20 protein-coding genes are annotated in these 26,489 nt (G+C 71.2%); 7 read left to right on the top strand and 13 right to left on the bottom strand.

Going from position 1 to position 26,489, the window contains the following annotated elements; all coding sequences use genetic code 11:
• Positions 1–26: 26 nt before the first annotated feature.
• Genes ACQCSX_RS00795 through ACQCSX_RS00785 form a run of 3 tightly spaced genes read right to left on the bottom strand, consistent with a single transcriptional unit; the run spans position 27 to position 6,039 of the window.
• Positions 27–2,606 (bottom strand): HAD-IC family P-type ATPase, encoded by a 2,580-nt coding sequence (locus ACQCSX_RS00795; protein WP_427017239.1) that lies wholly within the window; start codon positions 2,604–2,606, stop codon positions 27–29.
• Entirely contained in the window at positions 2,603–4,027 is a 1,425-nt protein-coding gene (locus ACQCSX_RS00790) for a class I SAM-dependent RNA methyltransferase (RefSeq protein ID WP_427017238.1), read from the bottom strand. Before ACQCSX_RS00790 ends, ACQCSX_RS00795 begins: the two co-directional genes overlap by 4 nt.
• A complete protein-coding gene (locus tag ACQCSX_RS00785; RefSeq protein ID WP_427017237.1) occupies positions 4,024–6,039 on the bottom strand; it encodes an APC family permease in 2,016 nt (671 codons plus the stop codon). Before ACQCSX_RS00785 ends, ACQCSX_RS00790 begins: the two co-directional genes overlap by 4 nt.
• A 141-nt stretch (positions 6,040–6,180) precedes the next feature.
• Here ACQCSX_RS00785 and ACQCSX_RS00780 point away from each other — a divergent pair, with 141 nt between their 5' ends.
• Together ACQCSX_RS00780 and ACQCSX_RS00775 are read left to right on the top strand one after the other, a co-directional pair.
• The gene (locus ACQCSX_RS00780) at positions 6,181–6,855 is read left to right on the top strand and encodes a potassium channel family protein (protein ID WP_427017236.1); all 675 of its coding nucleotides are present in this window, start codon (positions 6,181–6,183) and stop codon (positions 6,853–6,855) included.
• Positions 6,852–7,532, top strand: a complete 681-nt coding sequence (locus ACQCSX_RS00775; RefSeq protein WP_427017235.1) for a potassium channel family protein — start codon at positions 6,852–6,854, stop codon at positions 7,530–7,532. The genes ACQCSX_RS00780 and ACQCSX_RS00775 overlap by 4 nt, the downstream gene beginning before the upstream one ends.
• A gap of 86 nt (positions 7,533–7,618) precedes the next feature.
• On the opposite strand, the gene ACQCSX_RS00770 is transcribed toward ACQCSX_RS00775, so the two are convergent.
• From ACQCSX_RS00770 to dut, 4 genes are read right to left on the bottom strand one after another with little or no spacing between them, the layout of a single operon-like run.
• A complete protein-coding gene (locus tag ACQCSX_RS00770; protein ID WP_427017234.1) occupies positions 7,619–8,401 on the bottom strand; it encodes a DUF3159 domain-containing protein in 783 nt (260 codons plus the stop codon).
• Position 8,402: 1 nt separating this feature from the next.
• Complete coding sequence (locus tag ACQCSX_RS00765; RefSeq protein ID WP_427017233.1) at positions 8,403–8,750, bottom strand: hypothetical protein; 348 nt, start codon at positions 8,748–8,750, stop codon at positions 8,403–8,405.
• A 4-nt stretch (positions 8,751–8,754) separates the two neighbouring features.
• The gene (locus ACQCSX_RS00760; protein ID WP_427017232.1) at positions 8,755–9,534 is read right to left on the bottom strand and encodes a DUF3710 domain-containing protein; all 780 of its coding nucleotides are present in this window, start codon (positions 9,532–9,534) and stop codon (positions 8,755–8,757) included.
• A gap of 57 nt (positions 9,535–9,591) precedes the next feature.
• Positions 9,592–10,107, bottom strand: coding sequence for a dUTP diphosphatase (dut, locus tag ACQCSX_RS00755; protein ID WP_427018932.1), 516 nt, complete (start codon positions 10,105–10,107; stop codon positions 9,592–9,594).
• A 101-nt stretch (positions 10,108–10,208) separates the two neighbouring features.
• Between dut and ACQCSX_RS00750 the strand changes: the two genes are divergently transcribed.
• Both ACQCSX_RS00750 and sepH read left to right on the top strand, forming a co-directional pair.
• Positions 10,209–10,679 (top strand): DUF3093 domain-containing protein, encoded by a 471-nt coding sequence (locus tag ACQCSX_RS00750; RefSeq protein WP_427017231.1) that lies wholly within the window; start codon positions 10,209–10,211, stop codon positions 10,677–10,679.
• A gap of 119 nt (positions 10,680–10,798) precedes the next feature.
• A complete protein-coding gene (gene sepH / locus ACQCSX_RS00745) occupies positions 10,799–12,139 on the top strand; it encodes a septation protein SepH (protein ID WP_427017230.1) in 1,341 nt (446 codons plus the stop codon).
• Positions 12,140–12,217: 78 nt separating this feature from the next.
• Here the strand turns inward: sepH and ACQCSX_RS00740 are convergent, their stop codons facing one another.
• Entirely contained in the window at positions 12,218–13,420 is a 1,203-nt protein-coding gene (locus ACQCSX_RS00740) for an alkaline phosphatase family protein (RefSeq protein WP_427017229.1), read from the bottom strand.
• Positions 13,421–13,423: 3 nt separating this feature from the next.
• Positions 13,424–14,107, bottom strand: coding sequence for a DUF5998 family protein (locus ACQCSX_RS00735; RefSeq protein WP_427017228.1), 684 nt, complete (start codon positions 14,105–14,107; stop codon positions 13,424–13,426).
• Positions 14,108–14,234: 127 nt separating this feature from the next.
• Between ACQCSX_RS00735 and ACQCSX_RS00730 the strand changes: the two genes are divergently transcribed.
• A complete protein-coding gene (locus tag ACQCSX_RS00730; RefSeq protein WP_427017227.1) occupies positions 14,235–14,909 on the top strand; it encodes a class I SAM-dependent methyltransferase in 675 nt (224 codons plus the stop codon).
• Between the two features lie 6 nt (positions 14,910–14,915).
• Here ACQCSX_RS00730 and ACQCSX_RS00725 read toward each other — a convergent pair whose 3' ends face one another.
• Positions 14,916–17,591, bottom strand: a complete 2,676-nt coding sequence (locus ACQCSX_RS00725; protein ID WP_427017226.1) for a GNAT family N-acetyltransferase — start codon at positions 17,589–17,591, stop codon at positions 14,916–14,918.
• Positions 17,592–17,696: 105 nt separating this feature from the next.
• On the opposite strand from ACQCSX_RS00725, the gene ACQCSX_RS00720 reads away from it, so the two are divergent.
• Both ACQCSX_RS00720 and ACQCSX_RS00715 read left to right on the top strand, forming a co-directional pair.
• Complete coding sequence (locus tag ACQCSX_RS00720) at positions 17,697–20,321, top strand: DNA gyrase/topoisomerase IV subunit A (protein WP_427017225.1); 2,625 nt, start codon at positions 17,697–17,699, stop codon at positions 20,319–20,321.
• 41 nt (positions 20,322–20,362) lie between these two features.
• Entirely contained in the window at positions 20,363–20,881 is a 519-nt protein-coding gene (locus ACQCSX_RS00715; protein ID WP_427017224.1) for a DinB family protein, read from the top strand.
• Here the strand turns inward: ACQCSX_RS00715 and ACQCSX_RS00710 are convergent, their stop codons facing one another.
• From ACQCSX_RS00710 to cydB, 3 genes are read right to left on the bottom strand one after another with little or no spacing between them, the layout of a single operon-like run.
• Positions 20,882–21,865: a GNAT family N-acetyltransferase gene (locus ACQCSX_RS00710; RefSeq protein WP_427017223.1), complete on the bottom strand. Its 984-nt coding sequence runs from the start codon at positions 21,863–21,865 to the stop codon at positions 20,882–20,884.
• Positions 21,866–21,877: 12 nt separating this feature from the next.
• Positions 21,878–25,426 carry a thiol reductant ABC exporter subunit CydC gene (gene cydC / locus ACQCSX_RS00705; protein ID WP_427017222.1) on the bottom strand — a complete coding sequence of 1,183 codons (3,549 nt, stop codon included), beginning with the start codon at positions 25,424–25,426 and terminating at the stop codon, positions 21,878–21,880.
• A gap of 2 nt (positions 25,427–25,428) precedes the next feature.
• Positions 25,429–26,487 carry a cytochrome d ubiquinol oxidase subunit II gene (gene cydB, locus ACQCSX_RS00700; RefSeq protein ID WP_427017221.1) on the bottom strand — a complete coding sequence of 353 codons (1,059 nt, stop codon included), beginning with the start codon at positions 26,485–26,487 and terminating at the stop codon, positions 25,429–25,431.
• Between the last annotated feature and the right edge of the window lie 2 nt (positions 26,488–26,489).

The following is a 26,489-nucleotide window of genomic DNA, read 5'->3' as shown; positions in this document are numbered from 1 at the left end:
GCAGTTACTCGCTAGTTAGGGATGCCTTACTCGTGCTCAGACACGGCCCCGAGTTTCTTCAGGGTCCGGTACAGAATTTCGATGCCCACGCAGCCCAGGACAACTACGCCCATCGTAGCCGCAAGCAGGGTCCCGGACGGTATCTCCAGCGCAAAGAAGCTGCGCGCAAACGGAACGGCGAGCACCAGCACCAAACCCAGCGCCATGGCGCCCACCAGCAGCGCCCGCCACCGATCGAACGGACGGGCCAGCGCGCCGAGCACCCACAGCGCCACCAGCAGCACCGCCACGGTGGCCGCCGTCTGGGCCGCCTTCAGCTGCTCCCCGGCCGCCAGGGCGGGGTCCGGGAAGGCCCGGGCATAGCCGTAGACGGCCAGGATGGCGGCGGCGATGATGGTGCCGGCCGGGATGGAGAACGCCAGCGCCCGGCGCAGGAACCCGGGCTGGTAGCGGCGCTTGTTGGGCAGCAGGGCCAGGAAGAACGCGGGAATGCCGATGGTGAGCGAGCTGACGATGGAGAGTTGGCGCGGCAGGAACGGGTACTGCCACAGCGCGATGCCGATCACCAGCGAAATGATGATCGCGTAGGAGGTCTTGGTCAGGAACAGGTTGGCCACCCGCTCCACATTGGCGATCACGCGCCGGCCCTCGGCGACGACGCCGGGCATCCGGGAGAACTGGCCGTCCAGCAGCACCAGCCGGGAGACGGCCTTGGTGGCGGCGGCCCCGGAGCCCATGGCGATGCCGATGTCGGCGTGCTTGAGCGCCAGGGCGTCGTTGACGCCGTCGCCGGTCATGGCCACCACGTGGCCACGCTGCTGCAGGGCCAGCACGATGGACTTCTTCTGTTCGGGCGTGACGCGGCCCAGCACGTGCTCACGTTCCAGGACCTCGCCGATGGCCGCCAGGTCCTCGGGCAGTTGGCGGGCATCGTAGCCGGTGGCGCCGTCGAAGCCCACCTGCCGGGCGACGGCGGCCACGGTGAGCGGATTGTCGCCGGACAGCACCCGCAGGGCCACACCCTGCTCGCGGAAATATGACAGGGTCGCGGCCGCATCCGGGCGCACCTTCTCGCTGAAGGTGAGCAGGACGGAGGGCACCAGCCCGGCGGGCAGCGTGCCGGCCGCCAGCGCGGCATCGTCCGTCGACGGCGAATGGGCCAGGACGAGTGCCCGGTGCCCGGCCGCTGCCGCAGCGGCGGCCGGCTCCAGGGCGGCCGCGTGCACCGGCACGCCCGCACTGAGCACCATTTCCGGGGCACCGAACACCCATTGGCCGGCCGGGGATCCATCGCCGGCCGGGAACGCCACGGCGCTGTACTTGCGGGCGCTGTTGAACGGCAGCTGGGCCGAGGGTGCGGTCCCCGGCAGCACGGTGAAGTCCGCCGTGAGCGCGGCGGCTGTGGCATTGGCGTTGGGATCGGCGCCGAACCAGGCCAGCACGGATTCCCAGCCACCCGGCGGGTCTGCCGCCACCGGCCCGTCCCCGCCGGGCAGCGGCCACCGCCCGAGAAGGACGATCTCCCCCTCGGTGAGGGTTCCGGTCTTGTCCAGGCAGACCATGTCGACCCGGGCCAGGCCCTCGACGGCCGGCAGCTCCTGCACCAGCACGTGCCGGCGGGCCAGCGTCACGGCGGCCAGGCCAAAGGAAATGGAGGTCAGCAGGACCAGGCCCTCGGGGATCATGGCCACAATGGACGCCACGGCACTGACCACGGCGGTGCGCCATGCACCGGAGGCCACGGCGGCGCTCCAGCCGCCGTGCGCCTGCATCTGGCCGTTGACCACCAGCAGCACCAGGGGAACCAGTGCCCAGGTGATGTACAGGATGATCCGGTTGATGGAATTGCGGATCTCCGAGTTCACCAGCGAGAAGCGTTTGGCCTCGGCCGTGAGCTTGTTGGCGTAGGAGGCGGTGCCCACCCGGATGACGCGCGCCGAGCCGTGCCCGGCCACCACGGCCGAGCCGGAGAGGACCTCCTCGCCCGGCTCCTTGTCCACGGGGTCCGACTCCCCCGTCAGCAGGGATTCGTCCAGCGAGAGCCCCTCGCCGGCCAGCACGAGGCAGTCCGCCGGGACCTGGTCGCCCGTGCGCAGTAGCAGGACGTCGTCGTGGACGACGGCGCCCACGGCCAGCTCGGCCACGGCGCCCTCGCGCAGCGCGCGGGCCCGCGGCGCATGCAACACCGCCAACCGGTCCAGCGTGCGCTTGGCACGGTATTCCTGCACCACGCCGATGGCGGCGTTGGCCAGCACAATGAAGCCGAACAGGGCATCGCGTGGATCCCCCACCAGCAGGACCACCACCAGGCAGGCGCCCAGCACCGCGTTGAACAGCGTGAAGATGTTGGCCCGCATGATGGCCCACACGCTGCGGCTGCTCTCGTGCGGGACCTGGTTGGTCAGCTCGGCGGCGGTGCGCTCGGCCACCTGTGCGGCGTTCAGCCCGGTGGCCGCCAGCGCGGCGTCCGCCAGGGCCGGCAGGGCCGCGCGGGCGGCGTCGAGGCGCTCCTGCCGGGCCTGCGCCCGCGCGGCAAGGATCCGCGAGGACCGCGGCGTCCGGTTCCGCACAAGCTTGTTGGTCAGGCGGTCCCCGTCTGTGGTCAAGCGGTCTCCCGCGGCGTCAGCAGGGCCACAGTCTCCAGGTGGTGCGTGTGCGGGTAGAGGTCAAAGGCGCGCAGTGCCGCCAGCTCCCAGCCGGCGTTGCGGAAGTAGCCCAGGTCGCGGGCAAAGGAGGCAGGGTCGCAGGAGACGTAGGCGATGGCGCGCGGCCCGGTGGCCAGCAGCTGGCGCACCACTGGCTTGCCGGCGCCGGCGCGCGGCGGGTCCAGGACGACGGCGTCGAAGCTGCGGCGCGCGGCCGCGAGCACACGCTCCACCTTGCCCAGCTGGATCTGCACCTGGCCGGCGGCGTGCAGGTTTTTGCGGGCGTCCTTGCTGGTGCCCGCCGCCCCCTCCACGGACAGCACCGTGCCGGTGGCGCCCACGGCGTCGGCCAGCGGTGCGGTGAACAGCCCGGCCCCGGCGTAGAGGTCGGCCACCCCGGCACCGGCGGCGAGGAATCCGCCGTCGGAAAGGAAGTCCAGGGCGGCACCGGTCAGCACGGCCGGGGCGTTGCGGTGGATCTGCCAGAAGCCGGCGCCGGTGACCCGGAACTCGTGGCCGGCGGCGGTTTCGGAGACCCAGCCGCGGCCGGCCAGCACCTCAATGGCACCCGTTTCCGGGTTCCACGAGGCCACCGAGACGGCCTGGCCGCGCTCCGCCGAGGCGTTCTTGATGGCGTTGCCCACGCGCTTGAGGGCCAGGCCGGCGGCCTTGGGCCCGAGCTCCTCGGCCGGGGCCAGCAGCACCAGGGGCACCGAGCCGTTGGCCGGGGCCGCGACCTCGATGCGCGAGATGCCCGTCAGGTCCAGCTCGGACAGGCGCAGGTTGTTGATCCCGTCCACGGCCAGCGGCATGCCATCCACGGGCACGATGCGGGTGGAGCGGTGGGCGTGCATGCCCAGCTTGCCGGCCGGGCTGACGGCGAAGGCGGCGCGCGTGCGCCAGCCCAGCCCCGCCCGCTGCTCCTCGGTGCCGCCGGCGTCAACGTCCTCCACGCCGTCGTCGAGCACGCCCTCGCGGGCCTCGATCCAGTCGGCGTCGATCCCCGCCAGGCGCGCCAGCTGCTCGCGCAGCACCGCCTCCTTGAGCCGGCGTTGGCCGGGGCGGGAGATGTGGCCGAATTCGGCGCCGCCCACGGGCTGCTGCCCGCGCCTGGCGGCGGCCAGGGCGTCGGCCTCGGCCCAGAAATGCGGCACCCGGTCCGCCGAGGCCTCCAGCACCTCGATGGTGTCGGCGCGCCAGAAGCTGGCGCCGTCCTCGTGCTCGGTCAGGCGGATCTTGACCACCTCGCCGGGCAGGGCATGCCTGACGAAGATCACCCGCCCCTCGTGCCGGGCGACGCAGTGGCCGCCGTGGGCCACCGGCCCAACGGTTACGGTGATTTCGGCGGGCATGGCAGTGGCCATGGGCTGTACGGGGGTCATGAACTCAATTCCTGGTATTTCTGGGAGTCTTTGGACGATTTCAGCTGCCACGGGACACTGGCCACCATGACGCCGGGCTCGAAGTGGAGCCGGGTTTTGATGCGCAGGGCGGTCTGGTTGTGCACCAGTTGTTCCCACCACTTGCCCACCACGTATTCGGGGATGTAGACCACGATCAAATCCCGCGGGGAGTCCCGGCGCATGGCGGTGATGTGGTTCATGATCGGCGTGATGGTCTCCCGGTACGGGCTGGCCAGCACTGTCAACGGCACGGGGAGGTCCAGCATGTCCCAGTCGGCGATGGTCCGCTCGGTCTCGTCCGGGTCGATGTCCACCGTGATGGCCTCCAGCGTGGACGGGCGCGACGCACGGGCAAAGGCCAGGGCGCGCAGCACGGGCTTGCGCACATGGGAGACCAACAGCACGGCGTGGATGCGCGAGGGCAGCGCGCGGGCGGAGACGTCAGCGTCCACCGCCAGCTCCTTGGCCACGTTGTCGTAGTGCGCCCGGATGCTCCACATGATCAGGAACAGCACCAGCATGGCCAGCAGCGCAATCCAGGCGCCCTGCTCGAACTTGGTGACCAGCACGATGATCAGCACCGTCAGCGTCATCAGGAAGCCGATGCTGTTGATGGTGCGCGAGCGCAGCATGCGCAGCCTGGTGAGCCGGTCCTTGACCCGGCGGAGCTCGCGGGTCCAGTGCCGGACCATGCCGACCTGGCTGGCGGTGAAGGAGATGAACACGCCCACGATGTAGAGCTGGATCAGCTTGGTGACGTCGGCATTGAAGGCCACGATCAGGACGATGGCGCCGAAGGCCAGGGCCAGCACGCCGTTGCTGAAGGCCAGCCGGTCCCCGCGGGTGCGCAGCTGGCGGGGCAGGTAGCCGTCCTGGGCCAGGATGGAGGCCAGCACCGGGAAGCCGTTGAAGGCGGTGTTGGAGGCGAAGACCAGGATGACGCCGGTGGCGGCGACGATGATGAAGAACGGGATGGACCCGTTGCCGAAGACGGTGGCCGCGATCTGGCTGATGGCGGGAAACTGCACATAGCCCTCGGGCAGCGGCGCTCCGTTGAGCAGGAACTCCTTGGCGGGGTCCAGCACCACGTGCACATGGGTGGCATTGGCCAGGAACAGGATGCCGGCCAGCATGGCGGCGGCGATGGCGCCCAGCAGCAGCAGCGTGGTGGCCGCGTTCTTGCTCTTGGGCTTTTGGAAGTTGGGCACGCCGTTGCTGATGGCCTCCACACCCGTCAGGGCCGCGGCGCCGGAGGAGAAGGCGCGCAGCAGCAGGAAGCCGCCGGCCAGGCCCACCAGGCCGCTTTCGAAGCCGGGCTCGGGGACAATCTCAAAGGCCGCAGACGGCGCCTGGCCCAGGGTGCCCGTGACGGCCTGGAAGATGCCCACGGCCGTCATGCCCATGATGCAGACGATGAAGATGTAGGTGGGGACGGCAAAGACGCTGCCGGCCTCGCGGATGCCGCGCAGGTTCACCAGCGCCAGCACCACGACGCCGATGACGGCAACCCAGGCCTGGGTGCCGTGCATGCCGGGGACGGCGGTGGCCAGGTAGTTGGCGGCCGAGGACATGGACACGGCCACGGTGAGCACATAGTCCACCAGCAGGGCCGAGGCCACCGTCAGCCCGGCAAACTTGCCCAGGTTGACATTGGCGATCTCGTAGTCGCCGCCGCCGGAGGGGTAGGCGTGCACATTCTGGCGGTAGGAGGCCACCACCGTCAGCAGCACCACCATGACGGCGATACCCACCCAAGGTGCCAGCGTCACGGCCGCGACGCCGGCCAGCGCCAGCGTCAGCAGGATTTCGTCCGGGGCATAGGCTACGGAGGAGAGCGCATCCGAGGCGAAAATGGGCAGGGCGATCCGCTTGGGCAGCAGGGTATGGGCCAGTTTGTCGTTCCGGAACGGACGACCGACCAGCACGCGTTTGAACGCGTTGAAGAAAGTCAGCACGCGGGTAACGCTAGTCGCTTGGCGGGGCAATGTCATGGTGGAGCCTTGGCGCCGTGACGCACAGCGCACCAAGAACAATTGGTATGCACCCGCACCCAAGCTGATAATGTCCACAGTCGTACTAATTCACCACACTGGCGCCCGTTCGTTCGGTCCCCAGCACCAAGAGGAGCATCAGTGGCACATTTTGTGATCATGGGTTGCGGCCGTGTCGGCGCCACCTTGGCACACACACTGGAGGATGCCGGCCACTCGGTGGCCATCATCGACCAGGATGACCACGCCTTCCGCCGGCTGCGGACCGGGTTCGCCGGGCGGCGCGTCACCGGCGTCGGCTTCGACCGCGAAACGCTCAAGCAGGCCGACATCGAGAATGCCTACGCCTTTGCCGCCGTCTCCAGTGGTGACAATTCCAATGTGCTGGCCACCCGGGTGGCCCGCGAAACCTTCCATGTGGAGCATGTGGTGGCCCGGATCTACGATCCCGGCCGCGCCGAGATCTACCAGCGCCTGGGCATCCCCACAGTCGCCGCCGTGCGCTGGAGCGCCGACCAGGTGCTGCGCCGCATCCTCCCGGAGGCCAACATTTCCGGCGACTTCCGCGAGCCCTCGGGCCGCCTGATCCTGACCGAGGTGGCCCTGCATCCGGGCTGGATCGGCCGCCACATCCACGACATCGAGGTCGCCTCCGGCGCCCGTGTGGCCTACCTGACCCGCTTTGGCGAGGGCATGCTGGTGGGCGAGGACACCAGCTACCAGCAGGGCGACACCGTGCACGTCATGCTGCGCGTGGCCGAGGACGCCGAAATCAGCCGCATTCTTGCCAGTGCCCCCGTGAAGGAGTCCGAGTGAAAGTCGTCATTGTTGGGGCCGGCAGCGTGGGCTGTTCCATTGCCCGCGAGCTGCTCGCCCATGGGCACGAAATCCTGCTGATCGACCCCAAGCCGGAGGTCATCGGCCGCAGCGGGCTCCGCGGCGCTCGCTGGCTGGTCGGCGATGCCTGCGAAATCACCACGTTGAAGGAGGCCAAGCTCGACGAGGCCGATGTGGTGGTCTCCGCCACGGGCGATGACAAGGTCAACCTGGTGGTCTCGCTGCTGGCCAAGACCGAGTTTGGCGTGGGCCGCACCGTGGGCCGCGTCAACAACCCCAAGAACGACTGGATGTTTGACGATTCCTGGGGCGTGGACGTTGCCGTCAACACCCCGCGGCTGATGACGGCACTGGTCGAGGAGGCCGTCGAGATCGGGGACCTGGTGCGCCTGCTGACGCTGCAGACCGGTGTGGCATCCCTGGTGGAGTTCACCGTCCCCGGCGACTCGTACATCATCGGCAGCACGGTGGGCACCATCGAATGGCCGCAGGACGCCACGCTGGTGGCCATCCTGCGCGACGAGGCACCCATCGCCCCCAGTTCCGACGACGTCATCGAGGGCGGGGACGAGCTCTTCTTCGTCTCCACCATCGCCGCCGAGGACAGCCTGCGGGCGCTGCTCTCCCCCAGCAAGGCGGCCCTCCGCGAGGACTGAGGCCGCGACCGGCCTCAAACGCCGGCGTTTAACGCAGAATGCGGCCCCTGCGCGGGGCCGCATTCTGCGTTAAACGCCTGTTCCGGTCAGGGACCCTCGGCCGGTTCCGCTTCGGGTTCCTTCACCGGGCGGCTGATCAGCCACGCCACCCACAGGCCCAGCGCGTACAGCGGGACGCCCATGAGCAGCCGCGTGGCCCCCAGCGCGTCCACCTGGCCGGCCAGGTACAGCGGGAACTGCACCACCAGGCGCAGGGTCATGACGCCCACAATGATCCAGGTGGCGGCGGCATAGGCCCGGCGGCGTTCGGCGTTCGCCCGCCAGCGCAGGCCCTCGTTGCGGGCATAGCCGAACAACAGCCCCAGCACCGGCCAGCGCAGCAGGATCGAGGCCACCATGCCCACGATGTAGCCGGCATTGGTGATGAAGCCCCAGAGGTAGAAGTTCTCCGCCTTTCCCGTGGTCAGGGCCAGCACGGCGGAGAGCGCCACCCCGGCGACACCGGCAAAGGCCTGCGTGGCTGGGGACTTCTGGACCAGGCGCACCAGCATGAAGACGGCGGAGACGAAGAAGGCGGCGATCAGCGCGTAGACGAGGCCCTGGTTGGGTGCCACCGCCTCCGCGGCGGCGTTCTGCGAGGGCCTCGTCAGGGTGAAGACAATCAGGAACACCAGGCCCGGAAGGATGCTCTCGGCGATGCCGCGCCAGCCGCCGGCGGAGTTCAGCAGGTCGATGTGCCCACTGGCCGTGCGGGCCAGCGACGATTTGGCCGCAATCTCGTGGGCCAGCGACTCCAGCGAGGGCGTCTCCGACGTCTCGGGCCGGGCAGGCTCCGGCGCCGGTTGCGGCGTGTTGGGCGGGGTGGTCAACTCAGGTCTCCTGTTTGCCAATGATCTCGTAGCGGGGATTGAAGATGGTCGGCAGGCCGTCACGGACGGAGACCATGCCCTCAAAGCGCACCCGGGTGCCCACGGCAATGCCGGGGACCCTGCGCCGGCCCAGCCAGATCAGCCGGACGCGGTGGTTGAGGCCGGGTTCAGGGCGCTGGCCCGCCTCGGCGTATTCGTCGCGGTCCGTCACGATCGCCGAAAACTGCGGCGCCTCGGCGGCCGGGAGGATAGTCACCGAGTCGATGAAGCCCCCACAGACGGCCCGCCCGCGCACGGGAAGGTCGCAGATGGCGGTGGCCGGGGGCCACGGGTCCTGCGGGATGGCCATGGCGCTAGCCGATCTGGGTGATTTCCGGACCGCGGCGGAAGGGCTCCCCGCCCTGGGCCGGCGCCGGGTGGTCCGCCGCCACGTGTCCGGTGGCGTCGGCGACGGCGTCCTTGGGCAGGCGCAGGACCAGCAGGTCGCGCGGCGGCAGCGGGGACTCCCCGCGCACCACGACCGTGGCGCGGAACAGCCGCTCCAGGTCGGCCGCGGCATCACGGTCCAGGGCGGCGGCGCCGCCGAAGACGCCGCGCAGGAACCAGCGCGGCCCGTCCACGCCGATGAACCGGGCCACCCGGAAGCCGCGGCTGCCGTCCGCCGCCTCGGCGGGCAGCTTGGCCAGCACTTCCTTGCCGAACGTCCCGTCCAGGGTTTCGATGCTGCCGCCCTGCGAACCCACGGACAGGCCGATCTGCTCGCGGATGTCGGGCCAGAGCCCCTCGGACCGGGGTGCGGCAAAGGCCTGCAGCTGCAGGCTCGAGCCGTCCAGGTCAAGGGTCACGGCGATGACGCGCTGGGTGCGCTCCTCCACTTCCAGGCGCAGCTGGAGCCCCTCCCGCGGTGTCAGGAGCAGGGCGCCCAGGTCTACGTAGCCCTCGCGGCCGGACACTTCGTCGGCGTCGAACGGGCCGTGCAGGGCACGGTCGTAGGCAACATCCGAGGGGTCGGCGGGCAGTTCGGGGGCCGCGGCCGGTCCGGGCGCCACGGCGCCTACCTGTGCCGCGGACTCCACCGCCTCGGCGTCGTCGTTCCCGTCCTGCCGTGACTTCTTGCCGAAACCGAAAACCATGGTGGCCTGTATCTCCTTCGAGGTGTCTGCGTCCTTGCGGCCGCGTTGCTGGTGAGGCTAGTGGGCTGCGGGTTCTGCGGTGAATCCGCCGGTGGATCCGAAGCCGCCGGTGCCGCGCACGGACTCCGGCAGGGTGTCCACGGCCACGAAATGCGCGTGCTCCACGCGCTGGATGACCAGCTGTGCAATTCTATCGCCCCGGGCCAGCACGATGCTGTGCGCGGAGTCCGTATTGAGCAAGGTGACGGAGATTTCCCCGCGGTAGCCGGCATCCACCGTGCCGGGGGCATTGACGATGGTCAGGCCATGCTTGGTGGCCAGTCCGGAGCGCGGGTGGACCAGGGCCACGTAGCCAAACGGCAGGGCCAGCGACACGCCCGTGGGCACGAGCACGCGCTCGCCCGGGGCGATCACCAGGTCGATGCGGGTGCGCAGATCGGCACCGGCGTCGCCGGGGTGGGCATAGTGCGGCGGCTCGATCCCGGCGTCGAGCATCTTCAACTCCACCACCAGGGTGGCCGGTGCGCCGGAGTGGTTCCCGGCGTCATTTGGGGCGGGGTTCGTGTTGTTCAGTGCAGTCACAGCAGACCACTCTAGCCCGAGGCGGCCACCGGCTCCCCTCCCCCGCCCCGGGCCAAGGTGAAATCGCGGCGGAAAGGTGGAAAGCTGGAACCATGTCCCAAGCCTCCCCGCAGTCCCCCGCCATGCCCGTCTACTCGGAAAAGCTGTGGCCCAATGTGTGGGTGTGGCTCATCATCATCGGCCTCTCGGCCGCCGGCATCCTGATCCTGGCCCCCATCAGCATGCTGGCCGGCTACCTGGCCGCCGTGGGCCTGTTCATTCTCCAGGCCACCCTGCTCCTGACCTCGACCCCGCGCATCACCGTCACCGCTGATTCCCTGCAGGTGGGCCGGGCGCACATTGAGCGCAGGTTCATCGGCGACGTCGAGTGCTACTCCGGCGAGGACGCCACGGCCCAGCGCGGTCCCAAGCTCAATGGGCTCGCCTACCTGTGCATCCGCGGCTGGGTCAACCCCGTGGTGAAGATCGAGATCACCGACCCCTCGGACCGCACTCCGTACTGGCTTGCCTCCAGCCGCCGCCCGGAAAAGCTCAAGGCCGCCTTGGCCACGCCGCAGGCCTAGTACGAAGCATTCGCCATATTTGAGCGCCGTTTCACGCCACGCCCACCCCGGTCGTAGGAAATGTGGCGCGACAATGGCAAAGTTTCGAAGTGAAACGTGTAAAGACTCTGGAGGGCTTGATGCAGGATCTACGGTTGGTGGGTGTCCACGATGATGGCGAACATCTGCTGCTCAGTGGAACCGGCGGTGACATCTTTCGGCTTCGCATCGACGAAGCCCTCAAGGTAGCCTCCTCCAAGACGCCGGCGCGCACTGCCTCGCTGCCGCCCACGCCGGCCGGTGTGCGGCTGTCCCCGCGCGAAATCCAGATGCAGATCCGGGCCGGGGCCTCCGCCGAGTCCGTGGCCGAATCGTCCGGGCTGCCGCTGGCCCAGGTGCAGCGCTACGAGGGTCCGGTGCTGGCCGAACGTGACTACATCGCCACCCAGGCACGCCGCGTCCAGGTCCAGGCCGCCCTGCCCGGCCATGACGGGTACCGCTCGGCCTTCGGCGACAACCCCGCCAACCTGGAAGAGATGGTGGCCCACCGCCTGGCCGCCTTCGGCATCGACCCGGTGAGCGTCAGCTGGGACGCGTGGCGCCGCCACGACGGCACCTGGACCGTCGCGGCAGATTTCAACCCCGGCCACAGTGCTGCCGCCGCCAGCATTGGCGAGCCCGCCCCGGCGCAGTGGATCTTCAACGCCAGCCGCCGCACCATCGCCAACACCAACCGCTGGGCCCAGCAGCTCAGCGAGCTGGAGCCACTGGACGGCCCGGTTCCCTCCCGGCGGCTGGCCGCCGTGGCCGACCGTCCCTTTGACATTGAATCCGACGACGGCGAGGCCGGCACCGAGGCTGCCGCCGCCCGCGAGAGCGAGCGGGCCAACGGCCTGCTCGACATGCTCCGGGCCCGGCGCGGCCAGCGCCTGGGTGTCGACGTGGACGAGGATGATGCCCTGGCCCTGCTATTGGCCCAGAGCACACCGCCGCCGCCGGCCCGTCCCTGGCTCGCCACGGACGAGACCGCAGCGGCCGGCCCTGCCGTGGCCGGCGGCGAGCCCGTGGCGGTTGAGGCCGACGGCGAGCCGGCCGGCGACAGCGGTGCACCGGAGGCCGAGGATGCGGTGGAAGCCGCCTCGACCCTGCCGCCGCCCCGCCCCGCCCGGAACTTCCCGCTGCTGAGCCTGGCGCCCCAGCTGCCGGAGGAGGAATCCTCCATCGCACTGCACGAGGTGAGCACCGAAACGCGGGAAATCCGCATTTCCGCGGCCCCGGCGTCGTTTGGCGTGGCGGCGGCCGCAACCGCCGAGGAGCCGGCAGCCACGGCGGTCATCACGGCACCCACCGACGTCGTCCCGGGTCCGGGACCCGTGTCCTCGGCCGCCGCCGACAAGCTCGAGCGCAAGCCCGCCGCGAAGCCCAAGCGCTCCTCCGTCCCCAGCTGGGACGAGATCGTCTTCGGCACCAAGGGCGACTAGGCAGACAACTAGGGCGCAGCAACTGCTCAGAACCAGCCGGTTTTGAGCAGTTGCTGCGCCCTAGTTTGTTAAGTGCGGTCAGCGGCGCTTCGTGGCCGCCTTCTTGGCGCCGGCCACCGGGATCTGCAGCAGCGGCACCTCGCGCTCGGCCCGGGTGACGGAACCGTGCTGGCCCACCACCTCCAGGGCCGCGGGGCGGACGCGCCGGGAATCGTAGAACGCGATGGACTCGCGGGCGGCGATGAGGACATCGCCGATCCGTGGAGCCACCTCGGTGCGGACCTCGCCAAAGAATCCCGCTGCAATGGCCTCGGCCCGGGTCAGCACCCAGGCCTTCTTGCCGAAGCGCTCCAGCCAGGCGGCCACCAGGGCGTCGCGGGTGGCCTCGGTGCCATCCGGTTCCAGGTACAGGTGCACCATCCGCGGCTCCCCCGCCGTGTGCCGAACGCCGGCGAGCAGCGCGGGGAAGGCCGAGTAGTCGATCCGGTCCGCCGCTGCCACATCCACCATGCCGTGGTCGGCCGTCAGCAGCAGCAGCGTGTTGGCCGGCAACTGGGTGGAGAGCCGTTTCATGGCGGCGTCGAGCTCCTCCAGCTGGTGCTCCCACTGGGCCGAATCGCTGCCGTGTGCATGCCCGGCCTTGTCCAGCTCGGCCCAGTAGAAGTACATGAGCATGTTCTGGTGCGCGGCCATCGCCTCGGCCGCGGCCTGGGTGCGCGCATGCGCGGTGCCGGCGCCGATGAAGGTGCTGCCGCGCAGGGCGGCCCGGGTCATGGGCGAGGAGGCGAACTTGGGCAGGCTGATGGTGGTGCTGGGCACGTGCCCGTCCAGCCGCTCAAACACCGTGGGGTACGGCTGCCAGCGCAGCGGGTCCACCCCGGGATCCCAGTTGCCCAGCAGGTTCACCACCTTGTCCTGGTCCGGGTCCAACACGTCGTAGCCCACCATGCCGTGCAGGCCGGGCGCGACGCCGGTGCCCAGCGAGGACAGCGAGGTGGCAGTGGTGGACGGGAACGCCGCACTGATGGTGGCCGGGTGCCGGCCCCCGCCGCCGGCCAGCACGGAGCGCAGGAACGGGGCGTGGGCGGCGCGCTGCTTGAGCAGGGCCTTGCCGAGGCCATCCACCAGCACCACGCAGACGCGCGGGGCGGACGGCAGGTTCAGCGTGTTGGTGAATCCCGGGGCGCCGAGCGCCGCGGCACTGCTGGTCAGGACGTCGGCGATGGAGGAGTGCCCATAGCCGGGGGCAGCGGGCAGCGCGGGCTGGGTGAGGATGGACACGTCCTAGCGCCGCGAGGCCCCACGGCCCAGCCGGGTGCCGAAGGCGGGCCGCCGGGGGCGGAGGTCCTCGTGCGCGACGGCGCTGGCCGGAGTGCTGGTGTTGGCCGCGCGGAGGGCGCGGGCGAAGGTTTTGGCATCCTGCACGGCCTGCAGGCCATCGGCCTCGGCGCTGATGCGCAGGGCGATGTCCTCCTGGGCAATGGTGCCGCTGTAGCCGTGGTCGGCGTCGCACTGCGGATCCCCGCACCCCGTCGGGCCCAGGTCCAGGCGCTGGCCGCCGGACCAGGCGATGGACAGGGTGAGCTCGCGGACCGGGTCCGAGGGCTTGTAGTTCTGCGGCTGCGAGTACAGGTAGCTGAGCACCACGGAACGGATCTGGGCCACCGGCACGGACTCGGTGGAGACTTGGGCCACCATCTGCTCTCCGGCGTCGTCCAGCTGCTGGTCGTCCACGTGGGTGATCACCAGCATGTCCTCGGTCAGCACCAGGACGGTGATGTGGCGGTGCACTTCGGTGCGGTCAAAGTGCGTTTCCAGGTGCACCAGATGCGAGAGCGGCTCGCGGCCGTCCAGGGCATCGTCGACCACGTCCGAGACCAGCAGGGGGTAGAAGCCCGCACGCTGCAGGGCCGCGTCCAGACCGCGCCCGTTCGTGTTCGCCGGGGTGGTGGTGCCGAAGGTGTTCATGCCTCCATTTTCACAGATGCGCCCACGCGGCGCGAACCGCCGGTGCCCGCTGCCTCCCCGGCGCGGCAGCTGGAGCCGCCCGGCCGTGCACTTTCCCGGCCGTCGGCGGGGGCGTACAGTCCGGTCCATGGACGCATTGCCTCCCACCCACCTCCTCCGCGGGCGCGCCAATGCCGCGGGCCTGGCTCTGCTGGATGCCGCCATGGATGCGCTGCTGGGCACCCGGAAGCGGCGGGTGTTCGCCAACCTGCCCGCCGACGTCGTCGAGCTGGGCCCGGGCACGGGTGCCAACTTCAGGTATCTGGCCCCCGGGACGCATCTGGCCGCGATCGAACCCAATCCGGCCATGCACGGCAGGCTCCGTGCACGGGCCGCGCAGCATGGCATCGAACTGGACCTGCACCCGGTGGCGGCCGAGCGGATCGACCTGCCGGACGCCTGCGCCGACGCCGTGCTCTCCTCGCTGGTGCTGTGCACCGTCACGGACCCGGCACAGGTGCTGGCCGAGGTCCTGCGCGTGCTCCGCCCGGGCGGCCGGTTCGCCTTTGTCGAGCATGTCGCGGCCCGCGAGGGCACCCTCACCCGGCGCCTGCAGCACGCCCTCCGGCGGCCCTGGGCATGGTGCTTTGAGGGCTGCTCCTGCGAGCGCGACCTGGCCACGCTGATCCGCGGCGCGGGCTTCGGCTCCGTGGAGCTGCATCCCTACACGCTGCGCACCCCGGTGTTGGTGTTCAACACCCAGCTTGCCGGCATCGCGGTGAAAAAGCGCTCGGGCGCCGGCCCACTGGATGGTTCCGGCTAGGAGATCCTAGGAGACCATGGCCCGGCGGGCGCTGTCGGTGCGCCGGGCCGGGTTGGCGATCCGAATGTCCGCGGCCAGCACCGTCACCTTGTTGGGGCCTGCCAACACGGGGTTGAACTCCATCAGCGCTATCTCCGGGTGCTCGTCCTTCATCAGCGCCACCCGCGCCACCAGGTCCTCCAGCGCCGCCACGTTGACGGCGGGCAGGCCCTGGTAGCCAAAGAGTTTCCGGGCCGCGCGCGGCGAGCGGACCAGTTCGGCCGTGTCCGCGGCGGAGAGCGGGGGCACGCGGTGCGCCCAGTCGTCGAGCAGGTTGACGGCGTCCCCGGCCAGGCCGAAGGAGACCACCGGGCCCAGCAGCGGGTCCTCGATGGCGCGCACGGTGCAGGACTGGCCCACTTCGGCCATGCTCTGCACCTCCAGGCCCACCGCCCCGTAGGGCCGGAGCACATTGCGCATCTGGTCGATGTTGCGGCGCAGGGAGTCGGCGTTTTCGATGTTCAGCCGCACCCCGCCCAGGTCCAGCCGGTGCCGCAGGGCCGGATCCGTGGTCTTCAGCGCCACCGGCCAGCCCAGCCGTCCGGCGGCGGCCACGGCGTCGTCGGTGCCCACGAAGGCCAGCGATTCCAGCACCGTCAGGCCGTAGTGGCCCAGCAGCGTTGCCGTGGCGCCCGCGTCCAGTGGCACCAGCGCGTCCCCGGCTACGGACACGAGCGCCGCCTCCAGCAGGGCCGAGGCCGCGGCACTGTCGACGCCGGCCGGCCGGTCAAAGCTGGCCGGCGGCTGGGCCAGCCACCGGCCATAGCGGACGACGGCGGCGAGCGCGGCCACCGCCGCCCCCGGGTTGGAGTAGCAGGGCAGCCCGCCGGCCAGCAGCCCCTCCACATAGATGGAGGGGTCCAGGATGCCGGTGAAGACCGCCAGCACCGGCTTCCCCGCGGTCCGGGAGCACTCGTGCAGCACTGCGGCGATCGCGTCCACCGTCAGCCCGGGGGCGGGAAGCAGGGTCACGACGGCGGAGTGGACGCCGTCCTTGGCCAGCGAGGCCAGCACGGCCTTGCGCAGCGCCGGCAGGGCCACCGACTGGCCGGTGTCCAGGGCCAGGTCCGCCACGATCTCTTCGATCCGCAGTCCCTGGGACTCCCCCGCGTCCGCCAGCACCTTGCCAAGCGCCAGCGAGTTGCTGAAGACGCTCACGCCGGGACCGGCGGGCAGCGGTGCGGCGGTGACGATCTGGGCCACGTCCACCAGTGCCTCCACCGTGGGCACGCGGATCACCCCGGACTGGCGCAGCATGGCATCCAGCGCCCCGGCCGGCGCCGCCGTGGTGCGCACGGCATGGCCCGGCGGCAGGCGCAGGCCCATCATGTCCGACTTGGCCACGATCACCGGCTTGCTGCGGGCCAGCCGCCGGGAGATGCGGGAGAACTTGCGGGGGTTGCCGAAGGATTCCAGATACAGGGCGCAGGCCGCGGTGGCGTCGTCGTCCTCCCAGAACTGCATGAGGTCGTTGCCCGAGACATCGGCGCGGTTGCCGGCCGAGAGCATGGTGGAGAGCCCCACCCGGCGCCGGCTGGCCGCGGCATAGAGCGAGACGCCGATGGCCGAGGACTGGCTGAACATGCCCAGCCCGCCGCGCAGGGGCAGCGTTGGCGCCATGGAGGCATTGAGGGAGACCTCCGGGCGGGTGTTCAGCAGGCCCAGCGACGCGGGGCCGATCAGCCGCATGCCGTTCTCCCGGGCCTGCCGGACCAGGGCGCGCTGGCGTGCCAGCCCGGCCTCGCCGTCGTCGGCAAAGCCGGCCGTGGCCACCAGCACCCCGCGCACCCCGGCGGCGCCGCACTCCGCCACCACGCGCGCGACCTCGCCATAGGGCACGGCGATGACCGCCAGGTCCACCGGGCCGGGCACCGCGGAGATGCTGGCGTACGGCAGCATCCCGTTGACCTCCAGCGCATCCGGGTTCACGGCAAAGATGCCGCCGGCAAAACCGCCCTCCACCACGTGGTCCAGCAGCTGCTGCCCCACGCTGCCCCAGCGCCGGCTGGCACCGATCACTGCCACGGTCCGCGGCGCCAGCAGCCCGGCCACCGAACGGGCCTCGGCGCGGTGCTCGCGGGAGGCCATCACGGCCCGGGACTTCTCGGTGGGGTCGATGTCGAACGCCACCGACACGACGCCGTCGTCGAAATGCCTGTGCACCTCATAGCCGGCCTCGGAGAACACCTGGAGCATCTTGCGGTTCTCCGGCAGGATCTCCGCGATGAAACGGCTGATCCCGTTTTCCCGCGCGGCGGCGGCCAGGTGCTCCAGCAGGATCGAACCCAGCCCGCGGCCCTGGTGCGCGTCGGAAATGTTGAAGGCCACCTCCGCCTCGGCGGGGTTGTCCAGCCGGTCGTAGCGGCCGACGCCGATGATCTCCCCACCGTGGGTGATGACCAATGCCACCCGGTCGCGGTAGTCCAACTCTGTGAAACGGCGCACTTCCTTGGCGCTCAGCTTGGCCTTGTAGGTGAAGAAGCGCAGGTAGGTGGAGTCCGCCGACTGCGCCATGTGGAAGGATTGGAGCCCCTCGGCGTCATCGGGCGCGATGGGCCGCAGGTGGGCCGTGCCCCCGTCCCGCAGGACGACATCGGCCTCCCAATGTTGGGGATATGCCCCGGGCTGTCGGTGGTTCACCATAGAATCACTGTACCCACACTCGTTCCGGAGCAAGGCCGCGGCCTGCGCGCCCGGCTGTGGAATCTCCACACGTCACGATCCAGCAGTAAGGACCCTTTCCCCACCATGGCCAAGCGGCAACCCCCGGCAGAGGCGGATTTCACGGAAAACATCATCGACATTGATGTGACCCAGGAGATGGAAGGGTCCTTCCTCGAATACGCCTATTCGGTGATCTACTCGCGCGCCCTCCCGGACGCCCGCGACGGCCTCAAGCCGGTCCAGCGGCGCATCCTGTACATGATGAGCGAGATGGGCCTGCGCCCGGACCGGGGCCACGTCAAGAGCGCCCGCGTGGTGGGCGAGGTCATGGGCAAGCTGCACCCGCACGGCGACACCGCCATCTACGACGCCATGGTGCGCATGGCCCAGCAGTTCTCGCTGCGCCTGCCGCTGATCGACGGACATGGAAACTTCGGCTCGCTCGACGACGGCCCCGCCGCTCCCCGCTACACCGAGGCCCGGCTGGCCGCCTCCGCGCTGGCGCTGACGGACAACCTGGACGAGGACGTGGTGGACTTTGTCCCCAACTACGACAACCAGCTCACCCAGCCCGAGGTCCTGCCCGCCGCCTTCCCCAACCTGCTGGTCAACGGCGCCACCGGCATCGCCGTCGGCATGGCCACCAATATGGCCCCGCACAACCTGGGCGAGGTCATTGCCGCCGCCCGGCACCTGATCGACCACCCCGATGCCACGCTCGAGGACATCATGGGCTTCATCCCCGGCCCCGACCTGCCCACCGGCGGGCGGATCGTGGGACTGGCCGGCATCCGCGACGCCTACCGCACCGGCCGCGGCTCCTTCAAGACCCGCGCCAAGGTGGAGGTGGAGCAGCTCACCGCCCGCCGCACCGGGCTGGTGGTCACCGAGCTGCCGTACATGGTGGGCCCGGAAAAGGTGATCGAAAAGATCAAGGACGCCGTCACCTCCAAGAAGCTGGCCGGCATTTCCGACATCGTGGACCTGACCGACCGCAACCACGGCCTGCGCCTGGTCATCGAGATCAAGAACGGCTTCAACCCCAACGCCGTCATCGAGCAGCTGTACAGGTACTCCCCCATGGAGGATTCCTTCGGCATCAACAACGTCACACTGGTGGACGGCCAGCCGCAGACCCTGGGGCTGCTGGAGCTGCTGCGCGTCTATGTGGGCCACCGCCTGGACGTGGTGCGCCGCCGCACCGTCTTTAGGCTGGGCAAGAAGAAGGACCGCCTGCACCTGGTGGAGGGCCTGCTGGTGGCCATCGTGGACATCGACGAGGTCATCGCGGTCATCCGGTCCTCGGACGAGACGGCCGCCGCCCGCGAACGGCTGATGTCCATCTACGACCTCTCCGAGATCCAGGCCAACCACATCCTGGAACTGCGCCTGCGCCAGCTCACCCGCTTCTCGCGGATCGAACTGGAGAAGGAGCAGTCCGAGCTGCACCGCGAGATCGCGGAGCTGGAGGCCATCCTGGGCTCCGAGGCCGCGCTGCGCTCCCTGGTCTCCAGCGAACTCGGCGCCATCTCCGAGAAGTACGCCACCGGGCGCCGGACCATCCTGCTCGAATCCGAGGCGGTTCATGCCTCGGTGGCGAAGGCCCTCGCGGCCGGCCCCGCCGGGGCCAAGGGCAAGGTGGCCCCGCTGGCCCTGGAAATCGCCGACGACCCCTGTTGGGTGGTCCTGACCGCCTCGGGCCAGATCGCGCGGACCTCGACGGCGGAGCCGCTGGTGGAGACCGGCGGGCGCACCAAGCACGACATCTTCCTCTCCGTGGTCAGGACCAGCGCCCGGGCCGAGATTGGCGCACTGACCTCCGCCGGGCGCATGCTGCGCCTGCAGGTGGTGGACATGCCCCTGCTGCCGCCCACCGCGGCCCTGCCCAATCTGGCCGGTGGCGTGCCCGCCAAGGAGTTCATCACCCTGGCCAAGGGCGAGACCGTGGTGGCCTTCGCCTCGCTCAACGCCGTCCTGGCCGTGGGCACCGCCGAGGGCATCGTCAAGCGTGTCCAGCCGGACTACCCGCTCAACCGGGACGACTGGGAGTACATCACGCTCAAGGGCAAGGACCGCGTTCTCGGCGCCGCCCCGGCGTCGGACGACGACGAACTCGTGTTCATCACCGCCGGCGCCCAGCTGCTGCGCCTGGCGGCCGGGGCGGTGCGCCCGCAGGGCCGGCTGGCCGGCGGCATGGCGGGCATCAAGCTGGCCGCCGGCGACCGGGCCATCAGCTTCAACGTGGTGCCGGTGGCCGACCCGGACGCCGTGGTGGTCACCATCGCCGGCGCCACCGATGCCCTGCCCGGCACCAACACCGGCAGCGCCAAGGTCACGGCGTTCGACGAATACCCCGCCAAGGGACGCGCAACGGCCGGTGTGCGCGCGCACCGCTTCCTCAAGGGCGAGGACGTCCTGCTGCTCGCCTGGGCCGGCCACGGTCCGGCGAAGGCCTCCGCGGCCAACGGCGTCGTCCGCGCCCTGCCCACCGAGCACGGCCGCCGCGACGGGTCCGGCATCGCCCTGGCGCAGAGCATCGACATCCTCGGCCCCAGCGTCGACACCGGCGGATCCCCGGCGCCCGCCGGCCCGGGTGGACCGGAGGCACCAGGTGGACCAGAGGCACCCAGGGCCAAACCGGCGTTGGCACCCTCCGCCGTCGAGCCCGAGGCCTTTGGCCTGGACAACGGCCAGGGCGTGCTGCTGTAACAGCGGCACGCCGGCCGGCGGCGTATGCCTACACTGGCCCCATGGCGATCATTCCCGATGACAAAGACTGGACCTGGGTCCTGGACGAGACGTGCCCGGAATGCGGTTTTGCCGCCGCCGAGGCCACCCCTGCCACCGTGGCGAGCACCATTCCGGAGCTGCTGCCCCGGTGGCAGGCCGTCCTGCGCCGGCACGAGGCAGCCGTCCGCCCCAACGAGCACACCTGGTCGGCCTTGGAGTACGCCTGCCACGTCCGGGATGTGTTCGAGGTCTTCGAGGGCCGCCTGGACCTCATGCTGGCCCAGGACAATCCCACCTTTGCCAATTGGGACCAGGACAAGGCGGCCGTCGACGCCGACTACGCCGGCCAGGACCCCGCCGTGGTCGCCCATGAATTGCTCGACGCCGGCGAGGCGGCCGCCTCCGCCTTCGCCACCGTCAGCGAGGACCAGTGGGAGCGCACCGGGCTGCGCAGCAACGGCTCCGCCTTCACCGTCCACACGCTCGCCGGATACTTCCTGCACGACGTCGTCCACCACCTGCACGACGTGGACGGCTAGCTAGAGCGCCTTGTCCCAGGCCATGGAGCGGTGGGTGGCGGTGTAGCCCATGCGTTGGTAGATGCCCAGGGCGCCGGAGGGGTTTTCGGTGTCGACGCCGAGGCTTGCGTGGTCCATGCCGGAGGCCTTGAACCGTGCCATCGCATCGGCCAGCAGCGCCCGGGCCAGGCCGCGGCCGCGCCATTGCCGGCGGACACCCAACAGCTCCGTGTAGCCCTCGTCGCGGCCCTCGTTGGCCAGCACGGCGGGGTCGTAGCTGGCCAGCTGGTAGGCCACCATCTCCCCGGTGGCCTCGTCAAGAACGGCTGTGCTCCAATCGGGGCGGCTCTGCTCGTGGTTGACCACGAATCCCCAGGCCTCCTCGTCGCGCGGTTCGGAGCCCCAATGGTCGGCGAACGCCTCGTTGTGGGCCAGCCTGACCTGTTCGCTGAGTCCGGGGCCGAACGGGACGATCCGCAGCCCCTCGGCCAGCTCCACCGCCGGCAGCCCGCCGGACAGGGGGCGGTTCATTTCCGTGAACCAGCGCACCACGGCGAAGCCCCCGGCCGCCAGCAGCGCACTGGTGCCGGTGTTGGATTCCTCGGCGAAGGCGCGCACGAGTGGCGCGCCACCGCCGTCGTCGGCAAAGCGGCGCCCGGCCTGGGCCACGGACCAGCGCAGCACAGCCGTACCGAGGCCCCGCCGGCGGAAATCCGGATCGACGCCGCCGGCCACGAGGGCCTTGGCCCCGTCCAGGTTCTTGGTCACCCGGCCCCAGGCGCGCGGCGTCCCGCCGGCATCGAACCCCATCAGGGTGTTCAGCACCGGATCGTTCTTCGCCGAGGCGAAGACGTCCTCCAGATCCGAGCGCTGCTCATGCCACGGCGGTTTCTCGACCGCGGCGATGCGCTGGATTAGGGCCAGCCAGGGCTCAATGTCCGCCGCCGTGATGGCGCGGAATTCCAGCCCGTCCGCAGTGGGCAGGGCCACACGTTCCTCACTCATGCCGCCAGCCTACTAAACCGCCAGCAGCTCGGCACCGTCCCCGGCCGGCTCGAACGCCCCGGCGCTGGCGGCCGGCAGGATGGTGGCTCCGCCACCGCGCTGGGCCAAGGCGCCGTCGTGCGTCACCAGCACCACCGTGCTGCCCGCCAGGGCCTCCCGGAGGTCCGCCACCAGCGCCCGGGCCTCGTCGGCGCCCAAGTGGGCGGTCGGCTCGTCCAACAGGACGACGGCGGACCCTGCCAGCAGGGCGCGGGCGGCGCTGGCGCGCTGGCGCTGCCCTCCGGAGAGGTGGTGGCCGCCCGGACCCACCCGGGTGGCCAGACCGTCGGGCAACCCGGACAGCCAGGACCCCAGTCCCACGGTGTGCAGGGCCTGGGCCAATTCCCCATCCGAGGGCGCCGCCCCGGCCGGGCGGGCGAGGGCCAGGTTGGCCCGGAGGGTGGAGTCGAAGAGGTAGGCCTCCTGCGGGCACCAGGCGACGGAGGCCAGCGCGGCGGCCGCGACCGGCGTGCGGCCCAGGTAGGGGTCCACCGGCGCTTGGGTTCCTGTCTGGAGCGTGTAGCTGCCGGCGCTGGGGGCCAGGAAGCCCAGCAGCACCGCAAGCAGCGTGGACTTGCCCGACCCGGAGGACCCGGTGACCACCCACCAGCGGCCCGGCCGGGCGGAGCCCGAAACGCCGGCAAAAACGTCGGCGGTGCCGCCCGGGTAGCGTGCGGCGAGTTCCCGGACCGCCAGTGCTGTGGCGGCGGGCAGAGCCGCCGGAGCGGCATGAACGTCCGCATCCACCGCCGCCGGAGCGGCATCGGCCTCGGCTTCCACCGCCGCGGGCACCACCGTGGCGGGGGCATCCAGCAGCGGCATGGTGCGCCGCATCATCTGCGCCAGCACGGGCAGTTGCAGGACGGCCTCGAGGTAGCTGCCCAGCGGCTCGGACAGGGCCAGCATCAGCAGCACGGCGACGGCCACGGCCTTGGCATCGGACCCGCCGGCGGCACCGGCCAGCAGCACGGCCACGGCGCCGGCACTGGTCAGTGCGAAGACGCCGGCCTGCCCCATCCCGGCGGCCCAGGCTGCGCGCCGGGCCGCGGCACCGCCGCGCAGGTCGGCGTCGGCGAAGCGGCGCGCCTGGAGGCGGCCCACGGAGTTGGCGGCCAGCTGTCCGGCGGCGGCCAACAGCGTGCTGGTGCGTTCGGCCAGCCAGGAGCGGTGCACGGCCACGGCGGCACTGCTGCGCCGCTCGGCGGCCAGCATGGCCAGGGGCAGCACGGCCAGGGCCAGCACACCGGCCACGGCAACGATCCACACCGCCTGGGGCACCAGTGCACCGACGGCCAGCAGAATGCCGGCGTAGGAGAGGACGGCGGCCGGCAGCGGGACGATGGCCCGGGGCACGGCGTCGCGCAGCTCGTCGACGTCGGCCACCAGCGTGCCCAGGGCGCCGCCGGAGCGCGTGAGCCGGCCCCAGTGCGCGACGCTGGAGCCCAGGGCGTCCCAGAGCCGCAGCCGCAGTCCGGCGGACCAGCGCAGCGCGGCATCGTGGACGAACAGCCGCTCGCAGTACCGCAGCACGGACCGGGCAATGCCAAAGAACCGCACACCCACGATGAAGGCCATCAGGTACAGCATGGGCGGGCGTTCCGCGGCGTGGACGATCAGCCAGCCGGACAGGCCCGCGAGCGCCGCGGCGCTGAGCGTGGCCAGCGAGGAGAGCACGACGCCGGCGGCGAACCGGGGCGAGTGCAGCGGCAGCCGGGCCAGCCAGCGCCAGCGGAATGGCGGCAGCGCCGGGGCGGCGGGGTCGGCCGGGGCAGCCGGCTCCGGCTCCCCGGCGCGGGCAGGCCCGGCAGGGGTGGAGCTTGCGGTGGAGGATGCGCCGGCTGTCCCCGGGTCAACCGTAGTCCCGGTGAGCAGGGCCGCCAGGGCACGGTCGTGCGTGGCCACCAGCACCGTGGCAGTGCCGCGCAGGCCCGCGATGGCCCGGCGGACGGCGTCGGCAGAGGCGGGGTCCAGATGGGCCGTGGGCTCGTCAAAGAGCGCCAGGGCCACGGAAGGGTCGACGGCGCAGCGGAGCAGGGCACGGGCCACGGCCACCCGGCGCAGCTCCCCCGGGCTGCACTCGGTGAGCGTGCGGCCCCCAAGGTGCCCGGCGTTGGCGGCGGCGAGCACGGAGGCGAGCTGCCCTTCGCCGACCGGAAGCTCCCGCGGGCCGCCGCCGTGGAGCCGCAGCTCGGCGTCGACGGTGTCCTCAGTGAACAGCGGGTGCTGTGCGGCGTAGACGGTGCGCCCGGCCGCAGGTCCGCTGACGCTGCCGGTGACCTCCACACCCGGGACGGCCGCCAGAGAGCCGGCGAGCACGGCCAACACGGTGGTCTTGCCGGTGCCGCTGGGGGTGTCCAGCACGTGGGCTCCCCCGGCGGGAATGCTGAAGGTGGCACCGTCCACGGCCGGGTCGGTGCGGCCGGCATAGCGGACCGCCAGGCCGCGGACCGCCACGCCTGCACCGCTGCCGGCGTCCGTGCGGTCGAGGTGGCCGGAGGCGGCCCCGCCCAACGCGCCGCCCGGCTCGTCCTCGCCGCCGTCCAGCAGCGTCCGGACGCGGCGCAGGGCCTCGACGCCGTCCTCGCTGGCATGGTGCGCCGCCCCCACCTCGCGCAGCGGGCGAAAGCACTCCGGCGCGAGCATCAGGGCCAGCAGCCCGGCCTCCAGCGGCATCTGCCCGTACACGAGGCGGACGCCAATGAACACGGCCACCACTGCCACGGAGATGGTGCTGATCAGTTCCAGGGCCAGGCTGGAGAGGAAGGCTGTCTTCAGCGTCGCCATGGTGGATTTGCGGTACTGCTCCGAGACGTCGCGCAGGGCGGCCCGCTGGGCACCGGCCCGGCGCAGGCCCACCAGCACCGGCAGCCCGCGGGCGAGCTCGAGCAGGTGGTTGGAGAGCCGGTCCAGCCCGGCGGCGGCAGCGGCCACGCGCTCCTGGGTGTGCAGGCCGATGAGGACCATGAAGACGGGCACCAGCGGAATGGTCAGCACGATGATCAGCGCGCTCACCCAATCGGCCAGCAGGATCCGGGCACCCAGCATCAGCGGCAACACGGCCGTGGTGACCAGGGCAGGCAGGTAGGCGGCGAAGTAGGCGTCGAGGCCGTCCAGGCCCCGGCTGGCGAGCATGCTCTGCGCCCCGGCGCCGGGCGCACCGGTTCCCCCGGCGCCACCGGGGCCGAGGTGCCTGGCCATCAGGGCCGCACGCAGCTCCTCCTTGGTGCCCAGCGCCGCACGGCGGGCCAGGATCGCCTGCCCCCAGCCGGCGCCGGCCAGCCCGGCACCGCCGGCCAGCCCCTGCCAGAGCAGCGCGGAGGCGTCCACGCCGTGCCCGGCCGCCAGCGACGCCAGCGCCGAGGCCAGCCCGCCCATGAGCAGCACCAGCGACGCCGCCTTGGCCGCGGCGGCCGCCCCCAGCCACACCAGGGCGGCACGGGCCGCACGCCCCGGCGGGAGCTCGGGGCCCCGCCGGCTCCGAGCCTGCGGGACGGCGCCGGGCACGCTGGCGAGTTCCGCCATGGCTAGGCCTGGCCCGAAGCGGCCGCTGCCGGACCCGCCCCAACCGCGGGGACGACGGCGTGCGCGGCCGGCAGGTGCTTGGTGCTGATCCGCTTGCGGAACACCCAGTAGGTCCAGGCCTGGTAGGCGAGCACCAGCGGCACGCCGATGCACGCGACCACCGTCATCAGCCCCAGCGTGTAGGGCGAGGACGAGGCGTTGTTGACAGTGAGGTCCCACGCCGGGTCCAGCGTGGAGGGCAGCACCGTCGGGAACGCCGAGGTGAACAGCGAGGCACTCCCGGCCAGCAGGAACACCCCCAGCGAGGCGAAGCTGAGGCCCTCGCGGTCCGCGGCGTTGAACACCCAGGCGGCCACCGCCCCGGCCACGGCCAACACGATGAGCACCCAGCTGGCGGCATTGCCGCGCTGCAGGGCCACGATGATGACCCAGGCAGCCAGCGGCAGCAGCGCCACCGGCAACCAGCGGCGCACGGCCCTGCGGGCGCGCAGGCGGACTTCACCGTCGGTCTTCAGGGCCAGGAAGGCCAGCGCGTGCACCAGGGCAAAGGCCACGATGGCCAGCCCGCCCAGGACGGCGTAGCCGTTGAACCAGGAGAAGGGTCCGCCCTCGCGGTCGCCGTTGGCGTTGATCGGCAGGCCGGTGGTGGTCAGGGCCAGCATGGCCCCGACACCGAAGGCGGAGAGGAACGAGCCCAAGGACATGGCCCAGTCCCAGCCGGCCCGCCAGCGCGGCGAATCCACCTTTCCCCGGTATTCGAAGGAGACCGCCCGGAAGATCAGGGCGAGCAGCACCAGCACCAGCGGCACGTAGAGCGTGGAGAACAGCGAGGCGTACCAGAACGGAAAGGCCGCAAAGGTGGCCCCGCCGGCGGTCAGCAGCCAGACCTCGTTGCCGTCCCAGACCGGGCCCACCGTGTTCAGCAGCAGGCGCTTTTCATCATTGGTGCGGGCGAAGGTCTTGACCAGCATCCCGACGCCGAGGTCGAAGCCCTCCAGGAACAGGTACCCGGTCCAGAGCACGGCGATCAGGACAAACCAGATTGTGGGCAGAGTTTCCATTG

The sequence above is a fragment of the Pseudarthrobacter sp. P1 genome (assembly GCF_050156935.1).
Lineage (GTDB): Bacteria > Actinomycetota > Actinomycetes > Actinomycetales > Micrococcaceae > Specibacter.
Note: the sequence above shows the minus strand (reverse complement) of the source record. Positions and strands in the feature narration are given on the sequence as shown.

Bases quoted from the DNA above. Each gene is read 5' to 3' on its own strand.
- ACQCSX_RS00790 (WP_427017238.1), bottom strand. From the start codon at position 4,027: ATGACCCCCGTACAGCCCATGGCCACTGCCATGCCCGCCGAAATCACC.
- ACQCSX_RS00785 (WP_427017237.1), bottom strand. From the start codon at position 6,039: ATGACATTGCCCCGCCAAGCGACTAGCGTTACCCGCGTGCTGACTTTC.
- ACQCSX_RS00765 (WP_427017233.1), bottom strand. From the start codon at position 8,750: ATGGCCATCCCGCAGGACCCGTGGCCCCCGGCCACCGCCATCTGCGAC.
- ACQCSX_RS00760 (WP_427017232.1), bottom strand. From the start codon at position 9,534: ATGGTTTTCGGTTTCGGCAAGAAGTCACGGCAGGACGGGAACGACGAC.
- ACQCSX_RS00750 (WP_427017231.1), top strand. From the start codon at position 10,209: ATGTCCCAAGCCTCCCCGCAGTCCCCCGCCATGCCCGTCTACTCGGAA.
- sepH (WP_427017230.1), top strand. From the start codon at position 10,799: ATGCAGGATCTACGGTTGGTGGGTGTCCACGATGATGGCGAACATCTG.
- ACQCSX_RS00735 (WP_427017228.1), bottom strand. From the start codon at position 14,107: ATGAACACCTTCGGCACCACCACCCCGGCGAACACGAACGGGCGCGGT.
- ACQCSX_RS00730 (WP_427017227.1), top strand. From the start codon at position 14,235: ATGGACGCATTGCCTCCCACCCACCTCCTCCGCGGGCGCGCCAATGCC.
- ACQCSX_RS00725 (WP_427017226.1), bottom strand. From the start codon at position 17,591: ATGGTGAACCACCGACAGCCCGGGGCATATCCCCAACATTGGGAGGCC.
- ACQCSX_RS00720 (WP_427017225.1), top strand. From the start codon at position 17,697: ATGGCCAAGCGGCAACCCCCGGCAGAGGCGGATTTCACGGAAAACATC.
- ACQCSX_RS00715 (WP_427017224.1), top strand. From the start codon at position 20,363: ATGGCGATCATTCCCGATGACAAAGACTGGACCTGGGTCCTGGACGAG.
- ACQCSX_RS00710 (WP_427017223.1), bottom strand. From the start codon at position 21,865: ATGAGTGAGGAACGTGTGGCCCTGCCCACTGCGGACGGGCTGGAATTC.
- cydC (WP_427017222.1), bottom strand. From the start codon at position 25,426: ATGGCGGAACTCGCCAGCGTGCCCGGCGCCGTCCCGCAGGCTCGGAGC.
- cydB (WP_427017221.1), bottom strand. From the start codon at position 26,487: ATGGAAACTCTGCCCACAATCTGGTTTGTCCTGATCGCCGTGCTCTGG.